The organism is Herbaspirillum sp. 1173 (assembly GCF_031455335.1).
GTDB classification, from domain to species: Bacteria; Pseudomonadota; Gammaproteobacteria; order Burkholderiales; family Burkholderiaceae_D; genus Herbaspirillum; species Herbaspirillum huttiense.
Genome location: NZ_JAVDSP010000002.1, coordinates 562,382 through 582,331, shown reverse-complemented (window position 1 = coordinate 582,331; position 19,950 = coordinate 562,382). Strand labels below are relative to the sequence as shown.

The window sequence follows — 19,950 nt, the reverse complement described above, 5'->3', positions numbered from 1 at the left end:
TCGTTGGTGTAGTGACGTTTTATGACAAAAAGCGGTAGAAAACCCGGCGATTGTCAGCATAGGGGAGTAGCATCACCGCCTATTGAAGGTTTCACGCACATAAAGGTCAGCGAAGTGGACGAACAACAGTCGGAATTCAGCTGGCTCTCCGGTGGTGGCGAGATGGGGAAACTGATTCGCGCGATGGACTGGTCGTCCACCCCGCTGGGTCCCCTCGACAGCTGGCCACAAAGCCTGCGCACGGCGGTCAGCCTGTGCCTGTCTTCCACCTTCCCCATCCTGATCGCCTGGGGGCCGCACGACATCCAGATCTACAACGACGCTTATCGCCCCATCTGCGGCGCCAAGCATCCCGAGTCGATGGGCCAGGATTTCCGCATCTGCTGGGCCACCGCCTTGCCGGTGGTGGGCGATGCCTTCGACCGCGCGCATCAGGGCGAGGGCACCTACATCCGCGACCAGCGCATGTTCCTGGATCGTTACGGCTATCTGGAAGAAGCCTTCATGACCTTCTCCTTCTCCCCGATCCGGGTCGAGTCGGGCGAGGTCGGCGGCGTGTTCCACCCGATCTCCGAATCCACCGACAAGGTGCTGGGCGCGCGCCGCACCGCCGCCTTGCGCGAACTGGCGACCGCACTCGGCAAATGCCTCTCCATCGACGATCTGTGCCAGGGACTGGAACAGCGCCACGCCGCCATGGAACTGGACTTGCCCTTCACGCTCTTCTACCAGCTCGAAGGCGATGTCCTGCAGCGCCGCGGCTTGGCCGGCATCGCGGCCGACAGTGCGCTGGCCCCGGCCAGCGTGCGTCTGGACGATGCGCAAGCCTGGCCTTTCGCTCAGGCTCTGGCCGAACAGCGCATGGTGCAGGTCGACGATCTGGCCGCGCGCTTCGGCCCCTTTGTGGCCGGGCCGTATGAAGAAGCCCCGGTGCAGGCCGTGATCCTGCCGGTCACCGTGGCCGGGATGGAGCAGCCCTTCGGTTTCGTGGTGGCAGGCGTGAGTGCGCGCCGTGCGCTGGACGCCGAGTACCAGGATTTCTATGCCCTGCTGGGTGGAGCACTCAGCACGGCTGTCTCCAACGTGCTGGTCTACCTGCATGAACAGCGCAAGGCCGAGGAGCTGGCCCAGATCGACCGCGCCAAGACCGCCTTCTTCTCCAACATCTCGCACGAATTCCGCACCCCGCTTACGCTGATGGTCGGCCCGCTTGATGATGCCCTGGCCGATCAGGCCGAGCCGCTGGGACCGGCGCAGCGCAAGCGGCTGGAGGTCACGCACCGCAATTCGCTGCGCCTGCTCAAGCTGGTCAATGCGCTGCTGGATTTCTCGCGCATCGAGGCCGGACGCGCCAAGGCCAGCTTCGTCGCCACCGATCTGGCCAGCCTCACGGAAGATCTGGCCAGCGTATTCCGCTCGACCCTGGAAAAGGCCGGACTGCACTACGAGGTCAAGACCACGCCGCTGCCCGAGCCGGTCTTCGTTGATCGCGACATGTGGGAAAAGATCGTCTTCAACCTGCTCTCCAATGCCTTCAAATTTACCTTCGAGGGCAGCATCACGGTGCTGCTGGAGCCGCTGGCGCACAGCGTGCGCCTGTCGGTTACCGACACCGGCTCCGGCATTGCGCTGGACCAGCAGGCGCGCGTCTTCGAGCGTTTCCATCGCATCGACAACGCGCACGGCCGCACCTATGAAGGCACCGGCATCGGCCTGGCCCTGATCCAGGAACTGGTCAAGCTGCATCACGGCCAGATCGGCGTGCACAGCGTGCCGGGCGCGGGCTCGACCTTCTTCGTCGAGATCCCGTTCGGCACCGCACACTTGCAGGCCGATGACGTGATCCGGGCCGACGCCGTGGCGATCAGCCAGGACCGCCAGCCCGGCCAGGCCTTTGTCGAGGAGGCGCAAGCCTGGCTGCCTGCAGCCACCTCAGCGCTGCTCTCCACGACGGCCGCCGAACCCGTCACCGCGGCGGCCCCGGCCTTGCCTCCGGCAGGCGGCGCGGCGCATCCGGTACGCATCGTCATTGCCGACGACAACCGCGACATGCGCGACTACCTGCAGCGCCTGCTCGGTGACTACGCCGACGTGCAAACCTGTCCCGACGGCGAGGCCGCCTGGGAAGCCGTATGCGCCGCGCCACCGGACCTGGTCCTGAGCGACGTGATGATGCCGGTGCTGGATGGCTTCGGCCTGCTGGCCCGCATCAAGCGTGATGCGCGTACGCGCGAGGTGCCAGTGATCTTGCTCTCGGCACGTGCCGGTGAAGAAGCGCGCATCGAGGGCATCGCCGCCGGTGCCGATGATTACCTGGTCAAGCCCTTCGCGGCCACCGAGCTGATGATACGCGTCAAGAGCCAGGTGGAAGCGGCACGCCGCCGGCAAGCTGCGCGCGAGGCGCTGCAGGCCAGCGAGCGCTATTTCCGCTCGCTGGTCGATGCCTCCACGGCCATCATCTGGACCACCAGCCCGGAGGGCCGCACCAACTATTTCAGCCGTCGCTGGCACGCCTTCACCGGTCTGCCGGCCAGCGCCATCGCCGATGGCGGCCATATCGCCTGCATCCATCCGGAGGACCGCGAGGCCGCCCTCGCCGAGTTCGTCCGCTGCCAGCAGACACGCAGCGCCTTCCACGCCGTCTATCGCTTGCGCCATGCTGATGGCGGCTATCGCTGGGTGATCGATTCAGGTACGCCCTTGCAGACAGAGGACGACCAGCCCGGTGGTTTCGTCGGTGCCATCGTGGACGTGCATGAGGAACGCCAAGCCAAGCGCAACCTGGAACTGCTGGCGCAGGACCTGACCACCATCAACCGCCGCCAGCGCGAATTCCTGGTGACGCTGGCGCACGAGTTGCGCAATCCGCTGGCCCCGATCCGCAACGGGCTGGAAGTGATGAAGCTGATGGGGGCCGGCAACGAGCGCCAGCACAACATCCACCAGATGATGGATCGCCAGATCCGCCATCTGGCGCACCTGATCGAAGACCTGCTCGATATCTCCCGCATCACCGAGGGCAAGATCAAGTTGAGGAAGCAGCACATGTCGGTCAAGTCCGCGCTGGCCAGCGCGGTCGAGATCAGCATGCCGCTGATCGAGAAGAATCGCCACAAGCTGGAACTGGAAGCCCCGGAAAGCGACCTCTTCCTGCAAGCCGATACCCATCGCGTGGTGCAGGTGGTCAGCAACATCCTCAACAATGCGGCGAAATACACGCCCCCGGGCGGCCTCATCCGCGTGATGGCGCGCATGGATGGCGACGATGTCCTCATCAGCATCAGTGACAATGGCGTGGGACTGGCCGCCGAGGATATCGGCACGGTATTCGACATGTTCACCCAGATCCAGTCCGAGGTGGATCGCGCTCAGGGCGGCCTGGGCATTGGCCTGCACCTGGTCAAGCGGCTGGTGGACCTGCATGAGGGCAGCGTCTCGGTCACCAGCCCCGGCCCCGGCCTGGGAGCCACCTTCGCGGTGCGCCTGCCGCAGACCACGGCGCAGGACCGCAGCGAGGCGGCCGGCGAGCTGCCCCAGGCGGAGAGCGGCAAGGGACTGGACATCCTGATCGTGGACGACAACTTCGACAATGCCGACATGCTGGCCATGCTGCTCAACTATCGCGGCCATGCCACCCATGTGGCCGGCAACGGGGCCGAGGCCTTGCGGCTGGCGCAGGAGGTCAGCCCTGATGTCGGCTTCATCGACATCGGACTGCCCGACATGTCGGGCTATGCACTGGCCACGCAGCTGCGCGCGACCGAGGCGGGCGCGCGCATGCAGCTCATCGCGCTCACCGGCCGTGGTGCCGATTCGGATCGCCAGGAAGCGGCCGCCGCCGGCTTCGATCACCACCTGACCAAACCGGCACCGCTGGAGCGGCTGGTAGCGCTGCTGGCAGAGGCGGGGCAGGGCAGCTGACCCAGGTCCGGAACGCGCTTCATCGAACCAAGCCGTGCAAGAAAAAATGCTCCTCATCGAGGAGCATTTTTTCTTGCACGGGCGCTGCAACTTTCAGGTTAACGCCGGCGCAGCGCGGTGACGAACTGATGCGCGGATGCATCGCCTGATCAAACGCCGATGCATCCTTGCATCATCACATCAACGCTTCAATGCAGGCTGCGAGCCCTTGCCCAGGATCAGGTTGGCGATGACGGCCACCACCACGTTCAGGGCCAGCGCAATGAGGCCGGTATAGAGCGTGTAGGTCTCGCCGCCGATCAGGAAGCTGTGGACCGGCTTGATGCCGTCACTGAAGGCCAGCCAGCTGCCGCCGACGATGCCCACGGCCCAGCCGCACAGCAGTGCGCGGGCACCGAACCAGCCGACAAACAGGCCGAACACCAGCGCCGGGAAGGTCTGCAGGATCCACACGCCGCCCAGCAATTGCAGGTCCAGCGCGAACTTGGTCGGCAGGAACAGGATGAACACCAGCGCCCCGAACTTGACCACCAGCGACACCACCTTGGCCACCTTGGCTTCGCCTTCATGGCTGATGCCAGGATTGACGTAAGGCTTCCAGAAGTTGCGGGTGAACAGGTTGGAGGCCCCGATGGACATCACCGCCGCCGGCACCAGCGCACCGATGGCAATGGCCGCAAACGCGAAGCCCGCGAACCAGCCCGGGAACAGTCCGTTGAACAGCGCCGGCACCACGTCGTTGTTGGCCTGCACCTTGATGCCCGCCGCATACGCCATGTAGCCCAGCAGCGCAATCAGACCCAGCAGCACCGTATAGGCCGGCAGGAACACGGCGTTCTTGCGGATGGTATTGGCATCCTTGGCCGCGAAGATGCCGGTCAGCGTGTGCGGATACATGAAGGCCGCCAGTGCCGAACCCAGTGCCAGTGAAGCGAAGGGCAGGAACTGCGTGGGTTTCAGGGTCAGGCCGGTAGCGCCGCCCTTGATTGCGAACGCCTCGCGCGCCGAGTTGAACACGGCACCATAGCCGCCCAGCTTGGCCGGCACCACCACCACCGCCACCAGCACCACGATGTAGATCATGATGTCCTTGACGAAGGCGATCAGCGCCGGTGCCCGCAGGCCGGCCGAGTAGGTGTACAGGGCCAGGATCACGAAGGCCGCCAGCAGCGGCAGTTCACCGGTCAGGCCCAGGGCCTTGATGACCACTTCCATGCCGATCAGCTGCAGGGCGATGTAGGGCATGGTGGCGACCACGCCGGTCAGCGCAATGGCGAACTCCAGCGGACGCGACTGATAGCGTCCCCACACCACATCGGCGGCGGTCACGTGGCCGGCCTTGTGCGCCGCATGCCACAACTTTGGCATGATCACGAACACGATCGGGTAGACCAGGATGGTATAGGGCAGGGCAAAGAAGCCATAGGCCCCGACCGCATACACCAGCGCCGGTACCGCGATGACGGTATAGGCGGTATAGAAATCGCCACCGACCAGGAACCAGGTGATCCAGGTGCCGAAGTTGCGGCCACCCAGGCCCCACTCATCGAGATGGGCGCCCTTGTTGCTGGGACCGGCCATCCATTTGGAGGCCAGGAAGCCCATCACGGTGACCAGGACAAAGAAGAACAGGAAGACCCAGAGCGCGGTCCAGTGGATGTTGGACGTCTCCATCATTCGACTCCCTTCTTCAGGCCATCACGATAGACCAGCCAGATGATGAGCGAGGTCAGCGGTACCCAGGCGAACTGGTACCAGTAGAAGAAGGGGAAGCCGAACAGGCTGGGCAATTCGGCGTTGTAGAAGGGGACCCAGAGCAGGCCGATGAAAGGCAGCAGAAGTAATAGCCGCATGATTGATGCTCCTCGAACTTTTGGCGGAAGAATTTTTATGTCGGCGCTGTCCCGGCCTTGCGAGCCGGGTGCGCCTTGAAAGTTGCACGGGAATTATAGGGAGAATCGGCAAATCGCGTCCGCCGCCCCCTGGCAGGAGCGGTCCTCGCGGCTGCAGGCTCGGCCGAATTCGCGTAGTCTGCCGTGTGTGATCCTCCCGCCAATCTTTGCCATGAGCCCGAGTCTGTCCGTTCCGCGTGATGCCGCTTTCCCTGGTGCAACTGACGTGAGCAGCAATGCCGATGCCGACCTGCTGCCCGCATTGGCGCAGCTGTTGCAGCGTCATCGCCAGGTGCTGGTCCTGACCGGGGCCGGCATCAGTACCGCGTCCGGCATTCCCGACTACCGCGACGACAGCGGTGTGCGGCGCGGCCGGCTGCCCATCCAGGGCACCGAGTTCCGGCAGTCGGAAGCGGCCCGCAAACGCTACTGGGCGCGCAGCATGCTGGGCTGGCCACGCCTGGCGCAGGCCGCGCCCAATGCGGCGCACCGCGCGCTGGCGCAATTGCAGCAGGCCGGCCATCTCGGCGGCATCCTGACCCAGAACGTCGATGGCCTGCACCAGCAGGCGGGCAGCCGCGACGTGATCGAACTGCATGGCAGCATCCATGCGGTGCGCTGCCTGGCCTGCGACACCGTCTATCCGCGCGCCGAGATCCAGCAGGAGCTGGCACGCTGCAATCCCTCCTTGGTCAACCTGCAGGCCGAGGCCTTGCCCGATGGCGATGCCCGCCTGGAACCGGAGGCCGATGCCGCCTTCCATGTGCCGTCCTGCGTAGCCTGTGGCGGCATGCTGCAACCGGACGTGGTGTTCTTCGGCGATGGCGTACCGCCCGCGCGCACGGCCCAGGCCGAAGCGGCGGCCCAGGCCTGTGATGCCATGCTGGTGATCGGCTCTTCGCTGATGGTGTTGTCGGGCTTCCGCTTCCCGCGCACGGTGGCTGCGGCCGGCAAGCCGGTGGTGGCGATCAACCGCGGCGTGACCCGTGCCGATGACTTGCTGGCCTTCAAGCTGCGCGAGGATGCCGAGTCGGTGCTGCCGCGCCTGGCCACACTGCTGGGTGCGGACCGGCCCTGAGCGACTCCTGTGCTTGCCCAGGCGAGCAACGATCAACTATCGACATGCGGATTGCTTCGTTCAGTTCCGCGCCGCGCATCCCTACACTGGCGGGCGACCCTTCTTCTCCCGGAAAGCGAACCTGCCATGTTGAAGTCCCTGCGGCCCCTGCTGCGCTTGTCGCACATCGTCCTCCTTGCCACCGTCCTGATCGGCAGCGCACAAGCGGCACCGCCCGTGCGCGAACTCAAGCTCGGCTTCGTGCCCGGCCCTTACATCGATGAATTCAAGCTGGGCGTGCAGCCCCAGCTGGAGCAGAAGGGCTACAAGATCCGCTACTACGAATTCTCCACCGGAATGGAAGCCAACAGCGCCGTCTTCAAGGGCGACATCGATGCCAACGTGATGCAGCACTCGGTGTTCCTGGCCTCCTACAACGAACGCAACAAGACCGACCTGGTCGGCATCGTGCAGGTGCCCACGCCGCCGATGGGGCTCTATTCGCGCAAGCACAAGAGCCTGGACAATCTCAAGAAGGGTTTTACGGTGGCCGTGCCCAATGACCCGGTCAACCTGCAGCGCGCACTTTGGATCCTGCAGCGCCTGGGATGGATCCGCATCCGCGAGAACAAGCCGGTGGACGTGACCGAACTGGATGTCGTGGAAAACAAGGTCGGCCTGAAACTGGTTCTGCTGGAAAACGCCCAAGGACCGCGCGCGCTGGATGATGCGGATTTCGCGGCGATCCAGGGCAACTTCGCGATCTTCGCCAAGTTGAAGCTCTCCGAAGCCTTCATCCTGGAAGACATGAAGCCGCCCTACATCAACGTGGTGGCCGTCAAGAAGACCAAACAGGACGACACCTATGCACAGGACATCGTGCAGGCTTATCGTTCCGAATTCTTCCAAAAGGCCATCCGTTCGGAACCCTTCTATGACGGCTTCACCTTGCCCGATTATTTCAGCGCCACCAGCACGCTCAAACTCGGCAAGAACTGACCCCTGCACCTGAGCCGGACCGCGCTGGAGTCAGCAGCGCGGTCCGGCTTTTTTGTCCATGTCTTCACAGTGGCGGGCTCATGCTGCCCGTACTGTTTGCTCCCCCCCTGCAGACGCCAGTGGACGCGGCAGTCCGAGGTGCTCGCGCAAGGTGCTGCCTTCATAGTCATATCGGAATAAACCCCGGCGCTGCAGCAGCGGTACCACGCCATCGACGAAGTCTTGCAAGCCGCCTGGCAGGGCATCGGGCATCAGGTTGAACCCATCGGCGGCACCCGCCTTGAACCAGCGTTCGATCTCATCGGCAATCTGCTCGGGCGTCCCGACCAGCACGCGATGTCCGCCGCCACCGCACAGCGCACGGATCACGTCGCGCACGGTATGCGTGCGTCCGCGCACCAGCGACAGCGTGGCCTGGAAGAAGGTGTGGTTGCCATTGCCGCCATTGGGCAGGGCGAGCTTGTCCGGCAGGGGACGGTCCAGGTCCAGGCTGGCGACCGGTACCCCCAGGATGCCGGCCAGGCGCTTGAGGCTGTAGCTCCAGGGAATCATGTCGATCAGTTCGTCACGCCGTTGCAGCGCCTGCGCCTCGGTGGCACCGATGATGGTGGCCAGTCCCGGCAGGATCTTCACCGCCTGCGGCCGACGTCCCAACGCGGCGGCGCGGGCGTGGATGGCCAGGCGGTAGGCGCGCGCTTCCTCGATGGTGTGGGCGGCCGAGAACACGGCCTCGGCATGGCGTGCGGCCAGTTCCCGGCCATCGCCGGAGCCGCCGGCCTGCACCAGCACCGGCTGGCCTTGCGGCGTGCGCGGCAGGTTCAACGGCCCCTGCACCTGGAAGTGGGTGCCGCGATGGGCAATCGGATGCACGCGCGTATCGTCGATGAAGCGGCCGCTGGCAGCATCGCCGACGACGGCATCGTCTTCCCAGCTGTTCCACAAGGCCTTGACCACCTGCGTGAATTCGTCGGCGCGGGCATAGCGGGCCGCATGGTCGGGGACTTGCTCCAGCCCGAAATTGCGCGCCGAGGGCAGGTCAGCCGTGGTGACGATGTTCCAGCCGGCGCGGCCGCCGCTGACGTGATCCAGCGAGGCGAAGCGGCGCGCGATGTTGTAGGGCTCGTTGTAGCTGGTGGAGGCCGTGCCGATCACGCCGATGCGGGTGGTGGCGGCAGCGATGGCGGCCAGCAGCACGGTCGGCTCCAGCGCCGTGATCGGGCGGAAATCGATCTGCTCGATGATGGCCGCATTGTCGGCCAGAAAGACCGCATCGAACTTGGCCGCCTCGGCGATGCGCGCCACCTCGACGTAATGCGAGGCCTTCACGAAAGCATGCGGATCGGCCCCCGGCAGACGCCAGGCGGAGGGGATGAAACCGGAATGCAGGATGTTGACGTTCAGGTGCAGTTGCTGCGGCGGCTTGGGCGGCTGTGACATGCGGATTCCTCGGAGAAGACAAAGCGGGTCGTCGATTGTGGAACGCGCCCGCCGTGACGGCCACGAATGCTTTCGCATGAACTTATGCGGACAAGGCCGCTACAATTCGGCTGGACCGAACCGAGACAAGTTGAGGATGTTGCCGATGGCTGTTGTGCATGCTGCGATGATGATGGTGCTGGGCCTGCTGGCACTGGGCCTGGCCGTATGGGGCGGGTTTGCGCTGTGGTTCCAGCTGCCGGGCGCCGCCTGGCTGCGCATCGCCGCCATCGTGCTGTGGAGCTTGCCGCCTGCAGCGACGCTGGCGCTGGTGGCCGGGGTGCCGGGCCTGCCCGGCCTGCCTCACTCCTGGCGCTGGGGCCCGGTGGCCCTGGTGCTGGCCGGTATTGCCATGGCCGGCTGGTGGAGCAGCATCCGCCCCAGCCACGCGCGCGACTGGGCCGATGATGTGGCGCGCATGCTGGTGTCGCAGGTGCAAGGCGATACCGTCACGCTGGACAACGTGCGCAACTTCAACTGGCGCACCGAGACTGATGTGGACATCCGTTGGGAATCGCGCCAATATGATCTCGCGCAACTGGTCTCGGCCGACTTGCTGCTGTCTTACTGGATGGGGCCGGCGATTGCGCACACGCTGGTGTCCTTCGGTTTTGCCGATGGACGGCGTCTGGTGTTCTCGCTGGAGATCCGGCGAGAACGCGATGAAGCCTTCTCGGCCCTGGGCGGCTTCTTCCGCAAGTTCGAGACCGTCATCGTTGCCGCCGACGAAGCCGACATCATCCGTACCCGTACCAATGCACGCGGGGAGGATGTGTATCTGTATCGTCTGCAATTGCGCCCGGACCAATTGCGCCGCGTCTTCCTCGGCTACCTCGAACGCGCGGCGCAATTGCGGGAGCGTCCGCGTTTCTACAACACCCTCACCAGCAACTGCACCACCATCGTCTTTGAACTGGCGCGCCGTCTCTCGCCCTCTCTGCCGCTGGACTATCGCCTGCTGCTCTCCGGCTACTTCGCCGATTACGTGTTTGACCATGGCGTGCTGACACCGGGATACAGCTTCGCGCAATTGCGCGAGGCCGGGCGCATCACCGAACGCGCCCTGCAAAGCGGGCCGGAACCGGACTACAGCAAGCGCATCCGGCAGGGTGTACCGGGCGTGTCCACGGCCGAGCTGCGCTGAGTCACAGGGCCTGTTCATACTCAATCTCGCAGATGAAGCGTGAACAGGCCCTAATCCGTTTACCGGATATCAAAACACAAAATCATTCGTATTCCCTCGCCGCGAAGCTGATTACGATTTCCTTCTTTGCACGACCCGGCGGCCTGCCGGGTGCGTCCTCGCTACCACCGAGAAGGAAACGCCATGCCCGAAGCGGTCAATCATTTTCCCCTGCCGGCGGCGGGGGCTGACTCCGCCTCTGCTGCGCCGGACAACACGTCGCACAGCGCGCGCGTGCTCACTGCACGCAGTCTCTTCTTCATTTCATGGGCCGCACCGCTGGTGCTGCTGCTGGCCTGGGAAGCGCTGGCCCGTGCCGGCGTGCTCTCGCCGCAGGTGCTGCCCGCGCCCAGCAAGGTCTTGCAGACGGCACTGAACCTGATCGCCCAGGGCCGCCTGCTGTCGGACCTTGGTGCCAGCCTCTTGCGCGCCGCTGCCGGGTTTGCCATCGGCGGCAGCATCGGCTTCGTGCTCGGTACGCTGGTGGGCTTCTCGCGCCTGGCCGAGGCGCTGGTGGACCGCAGCGTGCAGATGGTGCGCGCCGTCCCTTTCCTGGCGGCGCTGCCGCTGGTGATCGTGTGGTTCGGCGTGGGCGAGGGCGGCAAGGTGTTCCTGGTCTCGCTGGGCGTGCTGTTCCCCATTTACATCAATACCGTGCTGGGCATCCGCCAGGTCGATCCCAAGCTGCTGGAACTGGGCCGCGTGACAGGGCTGTCCAACTGGACCCTGATCCGCCGCATCGTCCTGCCCGGTGCACTGCCATCGATCCTGGCCGGGGTGCGCTATGCACTGGCCGTCGCGTGGCTGGCGCTGGTGATCGCCGAGACCATCGCCGCCAATACCGGCATCGGCTCGCTGGCCATGGATGCGCGTGAATTCCTGCAGACCGACGTGATCGTGCTGACCATCGTCATCTATGCCGGCATCGGCGTGGTGTCCGATGGCATCGCCCGCCTGCTGGAGCGCCGCCTGCTGGCCTGGCATCCCAACTACGCCGCCAAGGGGAAATGATGAGCGAGACCTTGTTTGAGCGCCATACCCTGCACCCCGCCACGGCCGATGAACTGGCCGTGAGCGTGGCCGGCCTGAAGCGCCGCTACGGACAACGCACCGTGATCCAGGGCCTGAACCTGCGCATTGCGCGCGGTGAATTCGTGGCCCTGCTGGGCGAGAGCGGTTGCGGCAAGACCACCTTGCTGCGCGCGCTGGCCGGACTGGATCCCATCGATGGCGGCCGCATCGACGGACCGGCGCATCCCGCCGTGGTCTTCCAGGAACCGCGCCTGATCCCGTGGGATCCGTTGTGGCGCAATGTCTCACTGGGCCTCGATGACCGCCGGGGCAAGCCGCTGGCGCACGCCGCCCTGGAAGAGGTGGGCCTCGGTGACCGGCTCGACGACTGGCCGCGCAATCTCTCGGGTGGCCAGGCCCAGCGCGTGGCGCTGGCACGCGCCCTGGTGCGCGAGCCGCGCCTGTTGCTGCTGGATGAACCCTTCGCCGCGCTGGATGCGCTCACCCGCATCCGCATGCATGCCCTGGTGCGCCAACTGCTGGCACGGCATCGCCCCGGGGTGCTGCTGGTGACGCACGATGTGGATGAAGCCATCGTCCTGGCCGATCGCATCCTCGTCATGCGCGAAGGGGCCATTGCCAATGATGTCCGCGTCGCCCCCGAAGCGGCCCATGACCGCAGCCATCCTGCTGCCCAGGCCCTGCGTGCGCAATTGCTGGCAGAACTGGGCGTGGTGGCCGCCCAGGCTGCGTAGCGGCGGCATTAAGTTTTCCTGAATGCTGTTTTTTTCCTCATTAAATCCTGCTTAATGCTCATGTCCCACGATTCCAAGCCTGCCAATCTCCATCGTCGTCAACTGTTGCAAGCCGCGCTGGGTGGCGCGGCCCTCGGCGCCAGCGGCCTGCCGCTGCTGGCGCGCGCCGCCGGCAAGTCGCGCACTACCGATACGGTGCGCCTGGCCTGGGGCAAGGGTGGTTTGCCCGGTATCGCCCGCACGCGCGGCGAGTTCGAAAAGACGCTGGCCCGCGATGGCATCAAGGTACAGTGGATCGGTCCTTTCCCCAACCATGCGCCGTCGTTGCAGGCCGTCACCGGTGGCAGTGCCGACTTCGGTTTCGGTGGCAGCACCACCCCCGCACTGGCCGCGATGATCGCCGGCTCGCCGCTGGTATTCACGCAGTTCGCCGTGGTGGAGCCGCGCAGCACGGCCATCATCGCCAAGGATGGGTCGGGCATCAACAAGGTCAGTGACCTGGTGGGCAAGACGGTGGCAGTCAATCGCTCCGGGCTCGGAGAATTCCTGCTGGTGGCCGCGCTGGAAAAGCACGGCATCGCGCGCGACAAGGTCAATTTCGTCTATCTCAATCCGCCGGATGCGGGCCCCGCTTTTTCGCAGGGCAAGGTCGATGCGTGGTCCATGTGGAGCCCGGGCGTGGACATCGCGCGGGTGGAGTACAAGGCGCATGACGTGTTCTTTGAAGGACGCGACCTCGATTTCCTGATCGACTTCAACTCCTACGTCACGCACCGCAAGTTTGCCGAAGAAAACGCCGACATCGTGCGCGCCGTCAACGCCGCCTATCGTGCCGAGGGCGAGTGGATCAGCAAGAATCCGCGCGAGGCCGAAGCGCTGGTGCAGAAGGATGCCGGCTATTCCGACGCGGTGCGCGATTCGCTCATCAAGCTGGCGCGCCGCTGGGAATTCCACGGCACCGACGACGCCAAGTTCATCGCCACCTTCCAGGGCGCGGCCGACTGGCTGGCCGCACGCAAGATCCTGCCGCAGAAGGTGCAGGTGAGCGACTACATCGTGAAGGTGTGAGCGTGCCAGTCGCATTCATCTCACGAGGACTCACTGCATGAAGCGTCGCCACTTTCTCACTGGTCTTTCCGCCCTGGGCATGGCCGCGCTGGGCAGCCGGGCCGCAATGGCCGCCCCTTCCGGCACGCGCCTGATCGTGGCCGACCAGAACGAATTCCTGCGCCAGCTGCTGGAGGCCAGCGGCGAGCGCAAGTCGCTTGATGTCGCACTGGAATTGCCCAATTTTGCGGGCGGCCCGGCCATCTTCGAGGCCATCCGTGCTGGTGCGCTCGATGTCGCGTATGTCGGTGATACGCCGCCCATCCAGGCGCGCGCAGCGGGCGTGAAGCTGCCCATCATCGCCACCTTCACCCGCGAGCTCTCGCAATACCGGCTGGTGCAGCGCGCCGGTGCGGGCGTGGAGAAACTGTCCGACCTGCGTGGCAAGCGGCTCAGCTATGTGGAAGGCTCGGGACGCCAGGTGTTCCTGATCGATGCCTTGAAGCGTGGTGGCCTCACGCTGGCCGATGTGCAACTGGTCAACCTGCGCGTGGCCGATCTCAACGATGCGCTGCGTGCCAAGGCGGTCGATGTGGCCGTCCTGCTGGAGCCGCATGTGACGCGTCTGGCCAAGCAGATCGGTGCCACCACCGTCCCCGATCCGGAAGAACGCAAGCTGCTGCCCTCGACGTCCTATCTCTACGCCCGTCCCGAGGTGCTGGCCGATGCGCAGAAGTCGCAGGCCATCGCCGCCTTCATTGCCGCCTTCGTGCGTGCCGGCACGTGGAGCAATGCCCATGAGGAAGAGTGGGGCCGCTTTTACTTCACGCAGTTCCAGCGCATCGATGCGGCCGGCACCGCGGCCATCCTTGCGGGACAGTCGCCGTTGAAATTCCAGACCGCCGCCGAGGCCATCCCGCATCACCAGAAACTCATCGACATCCTCTACGAAGCCAAGGCCGTGCCGCAGCGTTTCGACGCCGCCGGCGCCTTCGTCTCCACCTACGACAAGCTGATCGTCGCCAACCGCTGAGGCCCTCATGAGTGCACACGCCCGCCTGGATCCGCCCGCTGATGACTTGCCGCTGGCTGCACCGGCGGCGGCGTCCTCCATCGCGCCTTCGCCATCGCTGATGCCGGCGCGCCTGCCGCCGCGTGCGCTGCTGTTGGGGCCGGCACTGCTGCTGGCGATCTGGGAAGCAGCCTCGCGCCTGGGCTGGCTGTCGCCGGAAACCCTGACCGCGCCCTCGCAGGCGCTGCTGACCGGCCTGCAGATGCTGCGTGATGGCAGCCTGCTGCCGCATTTGCTGGCCTCGGCCGCGCGGGCCTACAGTGGTCTCTTCATCGGGCTGGCCACCGGCGTGGTGCTGGCGCTGTTGTCCGGCCTCACGCGCAGCGGCGAGGCGCTGATCGACGGGCTGGTGCAGGTCAAGCGCGCCATTCCCACGCTGGCCCTGATCCCGCTGGCGATCCTGTGGCTGGGCATCGGCGAGGCCATGAAAATTTTCCTGATCGCCACCGCCGTCTTCGTCCCCATCTACATCAACACCCACGCCGCCCTGCGCGGCATCGACATCGGTCACGTGGAGCTGGCGCGCACGTTGCATCTCTCACGCGCTACCTTCCTGCGCAAGGTAGCGCTGCCGGGGGCCTTGCCGGGCTTCTTCACCGGGCTGCGGCTGGCAGTCTCGCTGTGCTGGACGGCACTGGTGGTGCTTGAACTCATCAACACCCAGACCGGCATCGGCTACCTGATGAACCGGGCACGCGACTGGGGCCAGACCGATGTGATCGTGGTTGGCATCCTGATCTATGCCGTGCTGGGCCTGTTGTCGGACCTGGTGGTGCGCGCCATTGAGGCGCGCGTACTGCGCTACCGGAGGACCGCATGAGTCCGCAGGTATTGAGCACGCCGGGCGCCATCCACGCGCGTCACCTGAGCCGCCGCTTCGGCAGCAAGACCGTGCTGGACCAGCTCGACCTGGACGTTGCGCCGGGCCAGTTCGTGGCCCTGCTGGGCGAATCCGGTTCCGGCAAGACCACCTTGCTGCGTGCGCTGGCCGGACTGGATCAGGACGCCGCCGCCACCGGAAAACTGGCGCTCACCGGCAACGTGAGCGTGCTGTTCCAGGATGCGCGGCTCCTGCCCTGGCTCAGCGTGCTGGAGAACCTGACGCTTGGCCTGGAGGCCGCTACCGCCAGACCGGCGGCACTGCAGTTGCTGCAGGAAGTGGGACTGGCTGAACAGGCGGGCGCCTGGCCTGCGACGCTGTCGGGCGGGCAGAAGCAGCGCGCCGCCCTGGCCCGTTCGCTGTTGCGCACACCGCATATCCTGCTGGCCGATGAACCCTTCGGCGCCCTTGATGCCCTGACCCGCCTGCGCATGCAGGGCTTGCTGCGCCGCCTGGTGGAGCGCACCCGCCCGACCGTGATCCTGGTCACCCACGATGTGGATGAAGCGCTGCTGCTGGCCGACCGCATCCTGGTGCTGGAACAGGGCCGCATCGCCCAGGACCACGCGGTGAACCTGTCCCATCCCCGGCACGCCGACGATCCCGGTTTCGCCGCCCTGCGCCAGGTGCTGCTGCAGCGCCTGGGTGTCGAGTCCCTCGCCTGAAGACCACTACAAGGAGCCGCCATGTCGCGCCCACGCCAATTGCACCTGAACCTCTTTCTCATGAGCCGCGGTCACCATGAAGGCGCGTGGCGCCATCCCGGTGCCAATCCCAAGGCGCTGACCGATCTGGAACTCTATGCAGACGCAGCGCGCCTGGCCGAAGCCGCCAGGTTCGATGCCGTGTTTCTGGCCGATACCCTGGTCGGCCCGGAAGGCGGGCAGCAAGCCACCTCCGGCCTGCTTGATCCGTTGCTGCTGTTGACGGCGCTGGCTCTGCGCACCGAACGCATCGGTCTCATCGGCACGGCCTCCACCACCTACAACCACGCCTACACGCTGGCGCGCCAGTTTGCCTCGCTGGACCATATTTCGCGCGGCCGTGCCGGCTGGAACATCGTCACCTCCTGGGCCCCGCGCGCGGGCCAGAACTATGGCCTGCCCGAGAACGTGGACCATGGCAGCCGCTATGAAATCGCCGAAGAATTCGTGGCCGCCGTCGATGCGCTGTGGCGCAGCTTTCCGGCGGCGGCCGTGCTGGATGACCGCGCTGGTGGCCGCTTCCTCGATCACGCGGCAGTGCAGCCGGTGCACTTCGAGGGCAAGCATGTACGCACACGGGGGCCGCTCAATGTGCCGGGCAGTCCGCAAGGGCGGCCGGTCTACGTGCAGGCTGGCCAGTCCGAAGCGGGCCGTGCGTTTGCGGCGCGCTGGGCCGAAGCCATCTTTACCGCGCACGGCCATCGCGCCTCTGCGCAGGCGTTCTACCAGGACATCAAGGGCCAGGCAGCACGCCTGGGACGCGCCGCCCAGGACATCGTGATCCTGCCCGGCATCAGCGCCGCCATCGGCAGTACCGAAACCGAGGCACAGCAGGTCTGGGAAGAACTGGATGCGCTCACCAGCATCGAGACTGGCCTGGCGCGTCTGTCGGCGCGCTTTGGCGGCCACGATTTTTCTGCCTTGCCGCTGGACCGCAAGCTGACCGCCGATGACTTTCCCGACCCAAGTCTGGTGCAGGCCTCGCGCAGTCGCGCCGTCGGTTATGTCGAGACCACGCTGCGCGAAGGACTGACCCTGCGCCAGCTGCTCAAGCGCCTGGCCGGTGCGCGTGGCCACCTGGCCGTGGCCGGTACGCCCGAACAGGTGGCGGACCTGATCGAGGACTGGTTCAACGCGGGTGCGGCCGATGGCTTCAACGTCATGCCGCCCATCATCGGCCAGCAATTCGAATTGTTCACCCGCGAAGTGGTGCCGCTGCTGCGCCAGCGCGGACTGTTCCGCGAAGACTACGAGACCCATACCTTGCGTGGCCACTTCGGCCTGCAAGAGGTGGCGGCCCAGCCCGGCTGGCAGGCCGGCGCGAACAAGGTTGCGGCCTGATGCCCGCAGTATCCGATCCCGAATTCCTTACTGAAGAGAGTCCAACATGAGCGTCAATTTCATCGGCATGGTCACCACCCACAAGAACTCCGAGATCCATCCCTCGGTCGGGCCGGCCATCGATACCGACTACCTGCTGCGCTTTGCGCGCGCCCACGAAGAGGCCGGCTTTGACCGGGTGCTGGTGCCGTATCATTCCAACGGCCCGGATGCCATCCTTACCATCGCGCAAGTAGCTGCCGCCACCCGGCGCATCCAGCTGATGCTGGCGCATCGCCCCGGTTTCGTCGCGCCCACGCTGGCGGCACGCCAACTGGCGACACTGGACCATTTCAGCGGCGGACGGCTGGGCGTGCACATCATCTCGGGCGGCTCCGACATCGAACAGCGCCGTGACGGCGACTACCTCGATCATGACCAACGCTATGCCCGTACCGATGAATACCTGCAGATCCTGCGCCAGGTGTGGACTGCCGACAAGCCCTTCGATCACCAGGGTGCGCACTATCGTTTCGAGCAGGCGTTCTCTGAAGTCAAGCCGCTGCAGCAGCCGCAACTCCCGATCTTCTTCGGCGGGGCCTCCGAGGCCGCCATTCCGGTGGCCGGCCGCCATGCCGATGTCTATGCACTGTGGGGCGAATCGCTGGAGCAGGTGCGCGACCTGACCGGACGCGTGCGCGCAGAAGCAGCACGGCATGGACGCGAGATCAGTTTCTCGGTGTCCTTCCGCCCCATCCTGGCGGCTACCGAAGAGCAGGCCTGGGCACGTGCCGAACGCATCCTCGATGAGACGCGCCGGCTGCGCTCGGGCAATGGCACGCGCCATCCGGCCTACACCGGACCGCAAGAGAGCGAAGGCGCGCGCCGTTTGCTGGCTGCCGCCGAGAAGGGCGACCGGGTCGACAAGCGCCTGTGGACGGCCATTGCCAGGGAGACCGGTGCGCGCTACAACTCCACAGCACTGGTCGGCACGCCCGAGCAGGTGGCCGAGGCGCTGCTGGATTACTACGATCTGGGCGTGACCACGTTCCTCATCCGTGGCTTCGACCCGCTGGAAGATGCCATCGACTATGGCCGTGAACTGATCCCGCGTACGCGTGAGCTGGTGGCACAGCGTCTGCAGCAACGGGCAGCGGAGAAGCAGGCCGCCTGATTTATCCACTGCCTGAAACGAAAATGGCTCCGCATGCGGAGCCATTTTTTGTTGAAGGACCGATCAGATCACGCCGACTGCAAGGCCTGTTCCAGGTCAGCCAGCAGATCGTCGATATGCTCGATGCCGATGGACAGGCGCACCGTGTCTTCGGTGACGCCCGCCTTCTCCAGTTCGGCGGGCGACAGCTGGCGGTGGGTGGTGGAAGCGGGATGTGTAGCCAGTGACTTGGCGTCACCGATGTTGACCAGCCGCGTGAACAGTTGCAGCGCATCCTGGAAGCGCGCGCCGCCGTCGCGGCCATTGGCCACGCCGAAGGTCAGCACGCCCGAGGCGCGGCCCTTGAAATACTTCTGCGCCAGCGCATGGTCGGGATGATCTTCCAGCCCGGCATAGTTGACCCAGCGTACCTTCGGGTGACGCTTGAGGTATTGCGCCACGGCCAGCGCATTGGAGGTGATGCGGTCCAGCCGCAGGGACAAGGTTTCGATGCCCTGCAGGATCTGGAAGGCGTTGAAGGGGGAGAGCGCGGCGCCAGTATTGCGCAACGGGACCACGCGCGCACGGCCGATGTAGGCAGCCTCGCCCAGCGCTTCGGTATAGACCACGCCGTGATAGCTGACGTCCGGTTCGTTGAGGCGCTTGAAGCGTTCCTTGTGCTTGGCCCACGGGAACTTGCCCGAGTCCACGATGGCGCCGCCCAGCGTAGTGCCGTGCCCGCCGAGATATTTGGTCAATGAGTGGACCACGATGTCGGCCCCATGCTCGAAGGGACGCAGCAGATAGGGCGTGGCCACGGTGTTGTCCACGATCAGCGGGACGCCATGGCGATGCGCGATCTCGGCCACGGCAGCGATGTCGGTGACGTTGCCCAGCGGGTTGCCGATGGATTCGATGAAGATGGCCTTGGTGCGCTCATCGATCAGCGGGGCAAAGGACTCCGGCTGGCGCGGATCGGCGAAGCGCGTCTGGATGCCGAACTGCGGCAGCGTGTGGGCGAAGAGGTTGTAGGTACCGCCATACAGGGTGGAGGCCGAGACGATATTGTCGCCTGCTTCGGCAATGGTCTGGATCGCGTAGGTCACGGCGGCCTGCCCGGAGGCCAGGGCCAGGGCGGCGATGCCGCCTTCGAGTGCGGCCAGGCGTTTTTCCAGCACGTCCTGGGTCGGGTTCATGATGCGCGAATAGATGTTGCCCTGGACCTTCAGGTCGAACAGGGCGGCACCGTGCTGGGTATCGTCGAAGGCGAAGGCCACGGTCTGGTAGATCGGCACGGCCACGGCGCGCGTGGTCGGGTCAGGATCGTAGCCGCCGTGGACGGAGAGGGTTTCGAATTTCCATTGTGGGTTGTCTGGCATGTTGTCTCTCTTTGTCTTGGATGGAATGCGCAAAGCAGGGGGAAGCCCAAGCGCCACGCTAGCGCGAGCCTGCATCCGGTGCCAAGAAATGTTTTCTCATA

At 65.4% G+C, this 19,950-nt stretch carries 16 protein-coding genes; 12 read left to right on the top strand and 4 right to left on the bottom strand.

Going from position 1 to position 19,950, the window contains the following annotated elements:
• The first annotated feature begins 114 nt into the window (after positions 1-114).
• Complete coding sequence (locus J2X56_RS10670) at positions 115-3,921, top strand: ATP-binding protein (RefSeq protein ID WP_310160144.1); 3,807 nt, start codon at positions 115-117, stop codon at positions 3,919-3,921.
• 180 nt (positions 3,922-4,101) lie between these two features.
• Here the strand turns inward: J2X56_RS10670 and mctP are convergent, their stop codons facing one another.
• Together mctP and J2X56_RS10660 are read right to left on the bottom strand one after the other, a co-directional pair.
• On the bottom strand, positions 4,102-5,595 hold the full coding sequence (gene mctP, locus J2X56_RS10665; RefSeq protein WP_034332752.1) for a monocarboxylate uptake permease MctP: 1,494 nt from the start codon (positions 5,593-5,595) through the stop codon (positions 4,102-4,104).
• Entirely contained in the window at positions 5,595-5,774 is a 180-nt protein-coding gene (locus tag J2X56_RS10660; protein ID WP_034332747.1) for a DUF3311 domain-containing protein, read from the bottom strand. Before J2X56_RS10660 ends, mctP begins: the two co-directional genes overlap by 1 nt.
• Positions 5,775-5,985: 211 nt before the next feature.
• Between J2X56_RS10660 and J2X56_RS10655 the strand changes: the two genes are divergently transcribed.
• Both J2X56_RS10655 and J2X56_RS10650 read left to right on the top strand, forming a co-directional pair.
• Positions 5,986-6,891, top strand: coding sequence for an NAD-dependent protein deacetylase (locus J2X56_RS10655; RefSeq protein WP_310160139.1), 906 nt, complete (start codon positions 5,986-5,988; stop codon positions 6,889-6,891).
• Between the two features lie 126 nt (positions 6,892-7,017).
• Positions 7,018-7,869 carry a MetQ/NlpA family ABC transporter substrate-binding protein gene (locus tag J2X56_RS10650; RefSeq protein WP_310160136.1) on the top strand — a complete coding sequence of 284 codons (852 nt, stop codon included), beginning with the start codon at positions 7,018-7,020 and terminating at the stop codon, positions 7,867-7,869.
• 78 nt (positions 7,870-7,947) lie between these two features.
• On the opposite strand, the gene J2X56_RS10645 is transcribed toward J2X56_RS10650, so the two are convergent.
• Entirely contained in the window at positions 7,948-9,306 is a 1,359-nt protein-coding gene (locus tag J2X56_RS10645) for an LLM class flavin-dependent oxidoreductase (protein ID WP_310160133.1), read from the bottom strand.
• Between the two features lie 145 nt (positions 9,307-9,451).
• Here J2X56_RS10645 and J2X56_RS10640 point away from each other — a divergent pair, with 145 nt between their 5' ends.
• From J2X56_RS10640 to J2X56_RS10600, 9 genes are all read left to right on the top strand, one after another.
• On the top strand, positions 9,452-10,489 hold the full coding sequence (locus J2X56_RS10640) for a DUF4105 domain-containing protein (RefSeq protein ID WP_199725101.1): 1,038 nt from the start codon (positions 9,452-9,454) through the stop codon (positions 10,487-10,489).
• A 183-nt stretch (positions 10,490-10,672) separates the two neighbouring features.
• Complete coding sequence (locus J2X56_RS10635) at positions 10,673-11,539, top strand: ABC transporter permease subunit (protein WP_310160130.1); 867 nt, start codon at positions 10,673-10,675, stop codon at positions 11,537-11,539.
• The gene (locus J2X56_RS10630) at positions 11,539-12,294 is read left to right on the top strand and encodes an ABC transporter ATP-binding protein (RefSeq protein WP_310160128.1); all 756 of its coding nucleotides are present in this window, start codon (positions 11,539-11,541) and stop codon (positions 12,292-12,294) included. The genes J2X56_RS10635 and J2X56_RS10630 overlap by 1 nt, the downstream gene beginning before the upstream one ends.
• 60 nt (positions 12,295-12,354) lie before the next feature.
• The gene (locus J2X56_RS10625) at positions 12,355-13,362 is read left to right on the top strand and encodes an NrtA/SsuA/CpmA family ABC transporter substrate-binding protein (protein WP_121043960.1); all 1,008 of its coding nucleotides are present in this window, start codon (positions 12,355-12,357) and stop codon (positions 13,360-13,362) included.
• A 37-nt stretch (positions 13,363-13,399) separates the two neighbouring features.
• Positions 13,400-14,374 carry an ABC transporter substrate-binding protein gene (locus J2X56_RS10620; protein ID WP_134136677.1) on the top strand — a complete coding sequence of 325 codons (975 nt, stop codon included), beginning with the start codon at positions 13,400-13,402 and terminating at the stop codon, positions 14,372-14,374.
• A 7-nt stretch (positions 14,375-14,381) separates the two neighbouring features.
• Positions 14,382-15,233 (top strand): ABC transporter permease, encoded by an 852-nt coding sequence (locus J2X56_RS10615; RefSeq protein ID WP_310160124.1) that lies wholly within the window; start codon positions 14,382-14,384, stop codon positions 15,231-15,233.
• Complete coding sequence (locus J2X56_RS10610) at positions 15,230-15,958, top strand: ABC transporter ATP-binding protein (protein ID WP_121043492.1); 729 nt, start codon at positions 15,230-15,232, stop codon at positions 15,956-15,958. The genes J2X56_RS10615 and J2X56_RS10610 overlap by 4 nt, the downstream gene beginning before the upstream one ends.
• Positions 15,959-15,979: 21 nt before the next feature.
• On the top strand, positions 15,980-17,338 hold the full coding sequence (locus tag J2X56_RS10605; protein ID WP_209567477.1) for an NtaA/DmoA family FMN-dependent monooxygenase: 1,359 nt from the start codon (positions 15,980-15,982) through the stop codon (positions 17,336-17,338).
• Between the two features lie 46 nt (positions 17,339-17,384).
• On the top strand, positions 17,385-18,491 hold the full coding sequence (locus J2X56_RS10600; RefSeq protein ID WP_204725913.1) for an LLM class flavin-dependent oxidoreductase: 1,107 nt from the start codon (positions 17,385-17,387) through the stop codon (positions 18,489-18,491).
• 68 nt (positions 18,492-18,559) lie between these two features.
• Here the strand turns inward: J2X56_RS10600 and J2X56_RS10595 are convergent, their stop codons facing one another.
• Positions 18,560-19,849 carry an O-acetylhomoserine aminocarboxypropyltransferase/cysteine synthase family protein gene (locus J2X56_RS10595; protein WP_310160120.1) on the bottom strand — a complete coding sequence of 430 codons (1,290 nt, stop codon included), beginning with the start codon at positions 19,847-19,849 and terminating at the stop codon, positions 18,560-18,562.
• Between the last annotated feature and the right edge of the window lie 101 nt (positions 19,850-19,950).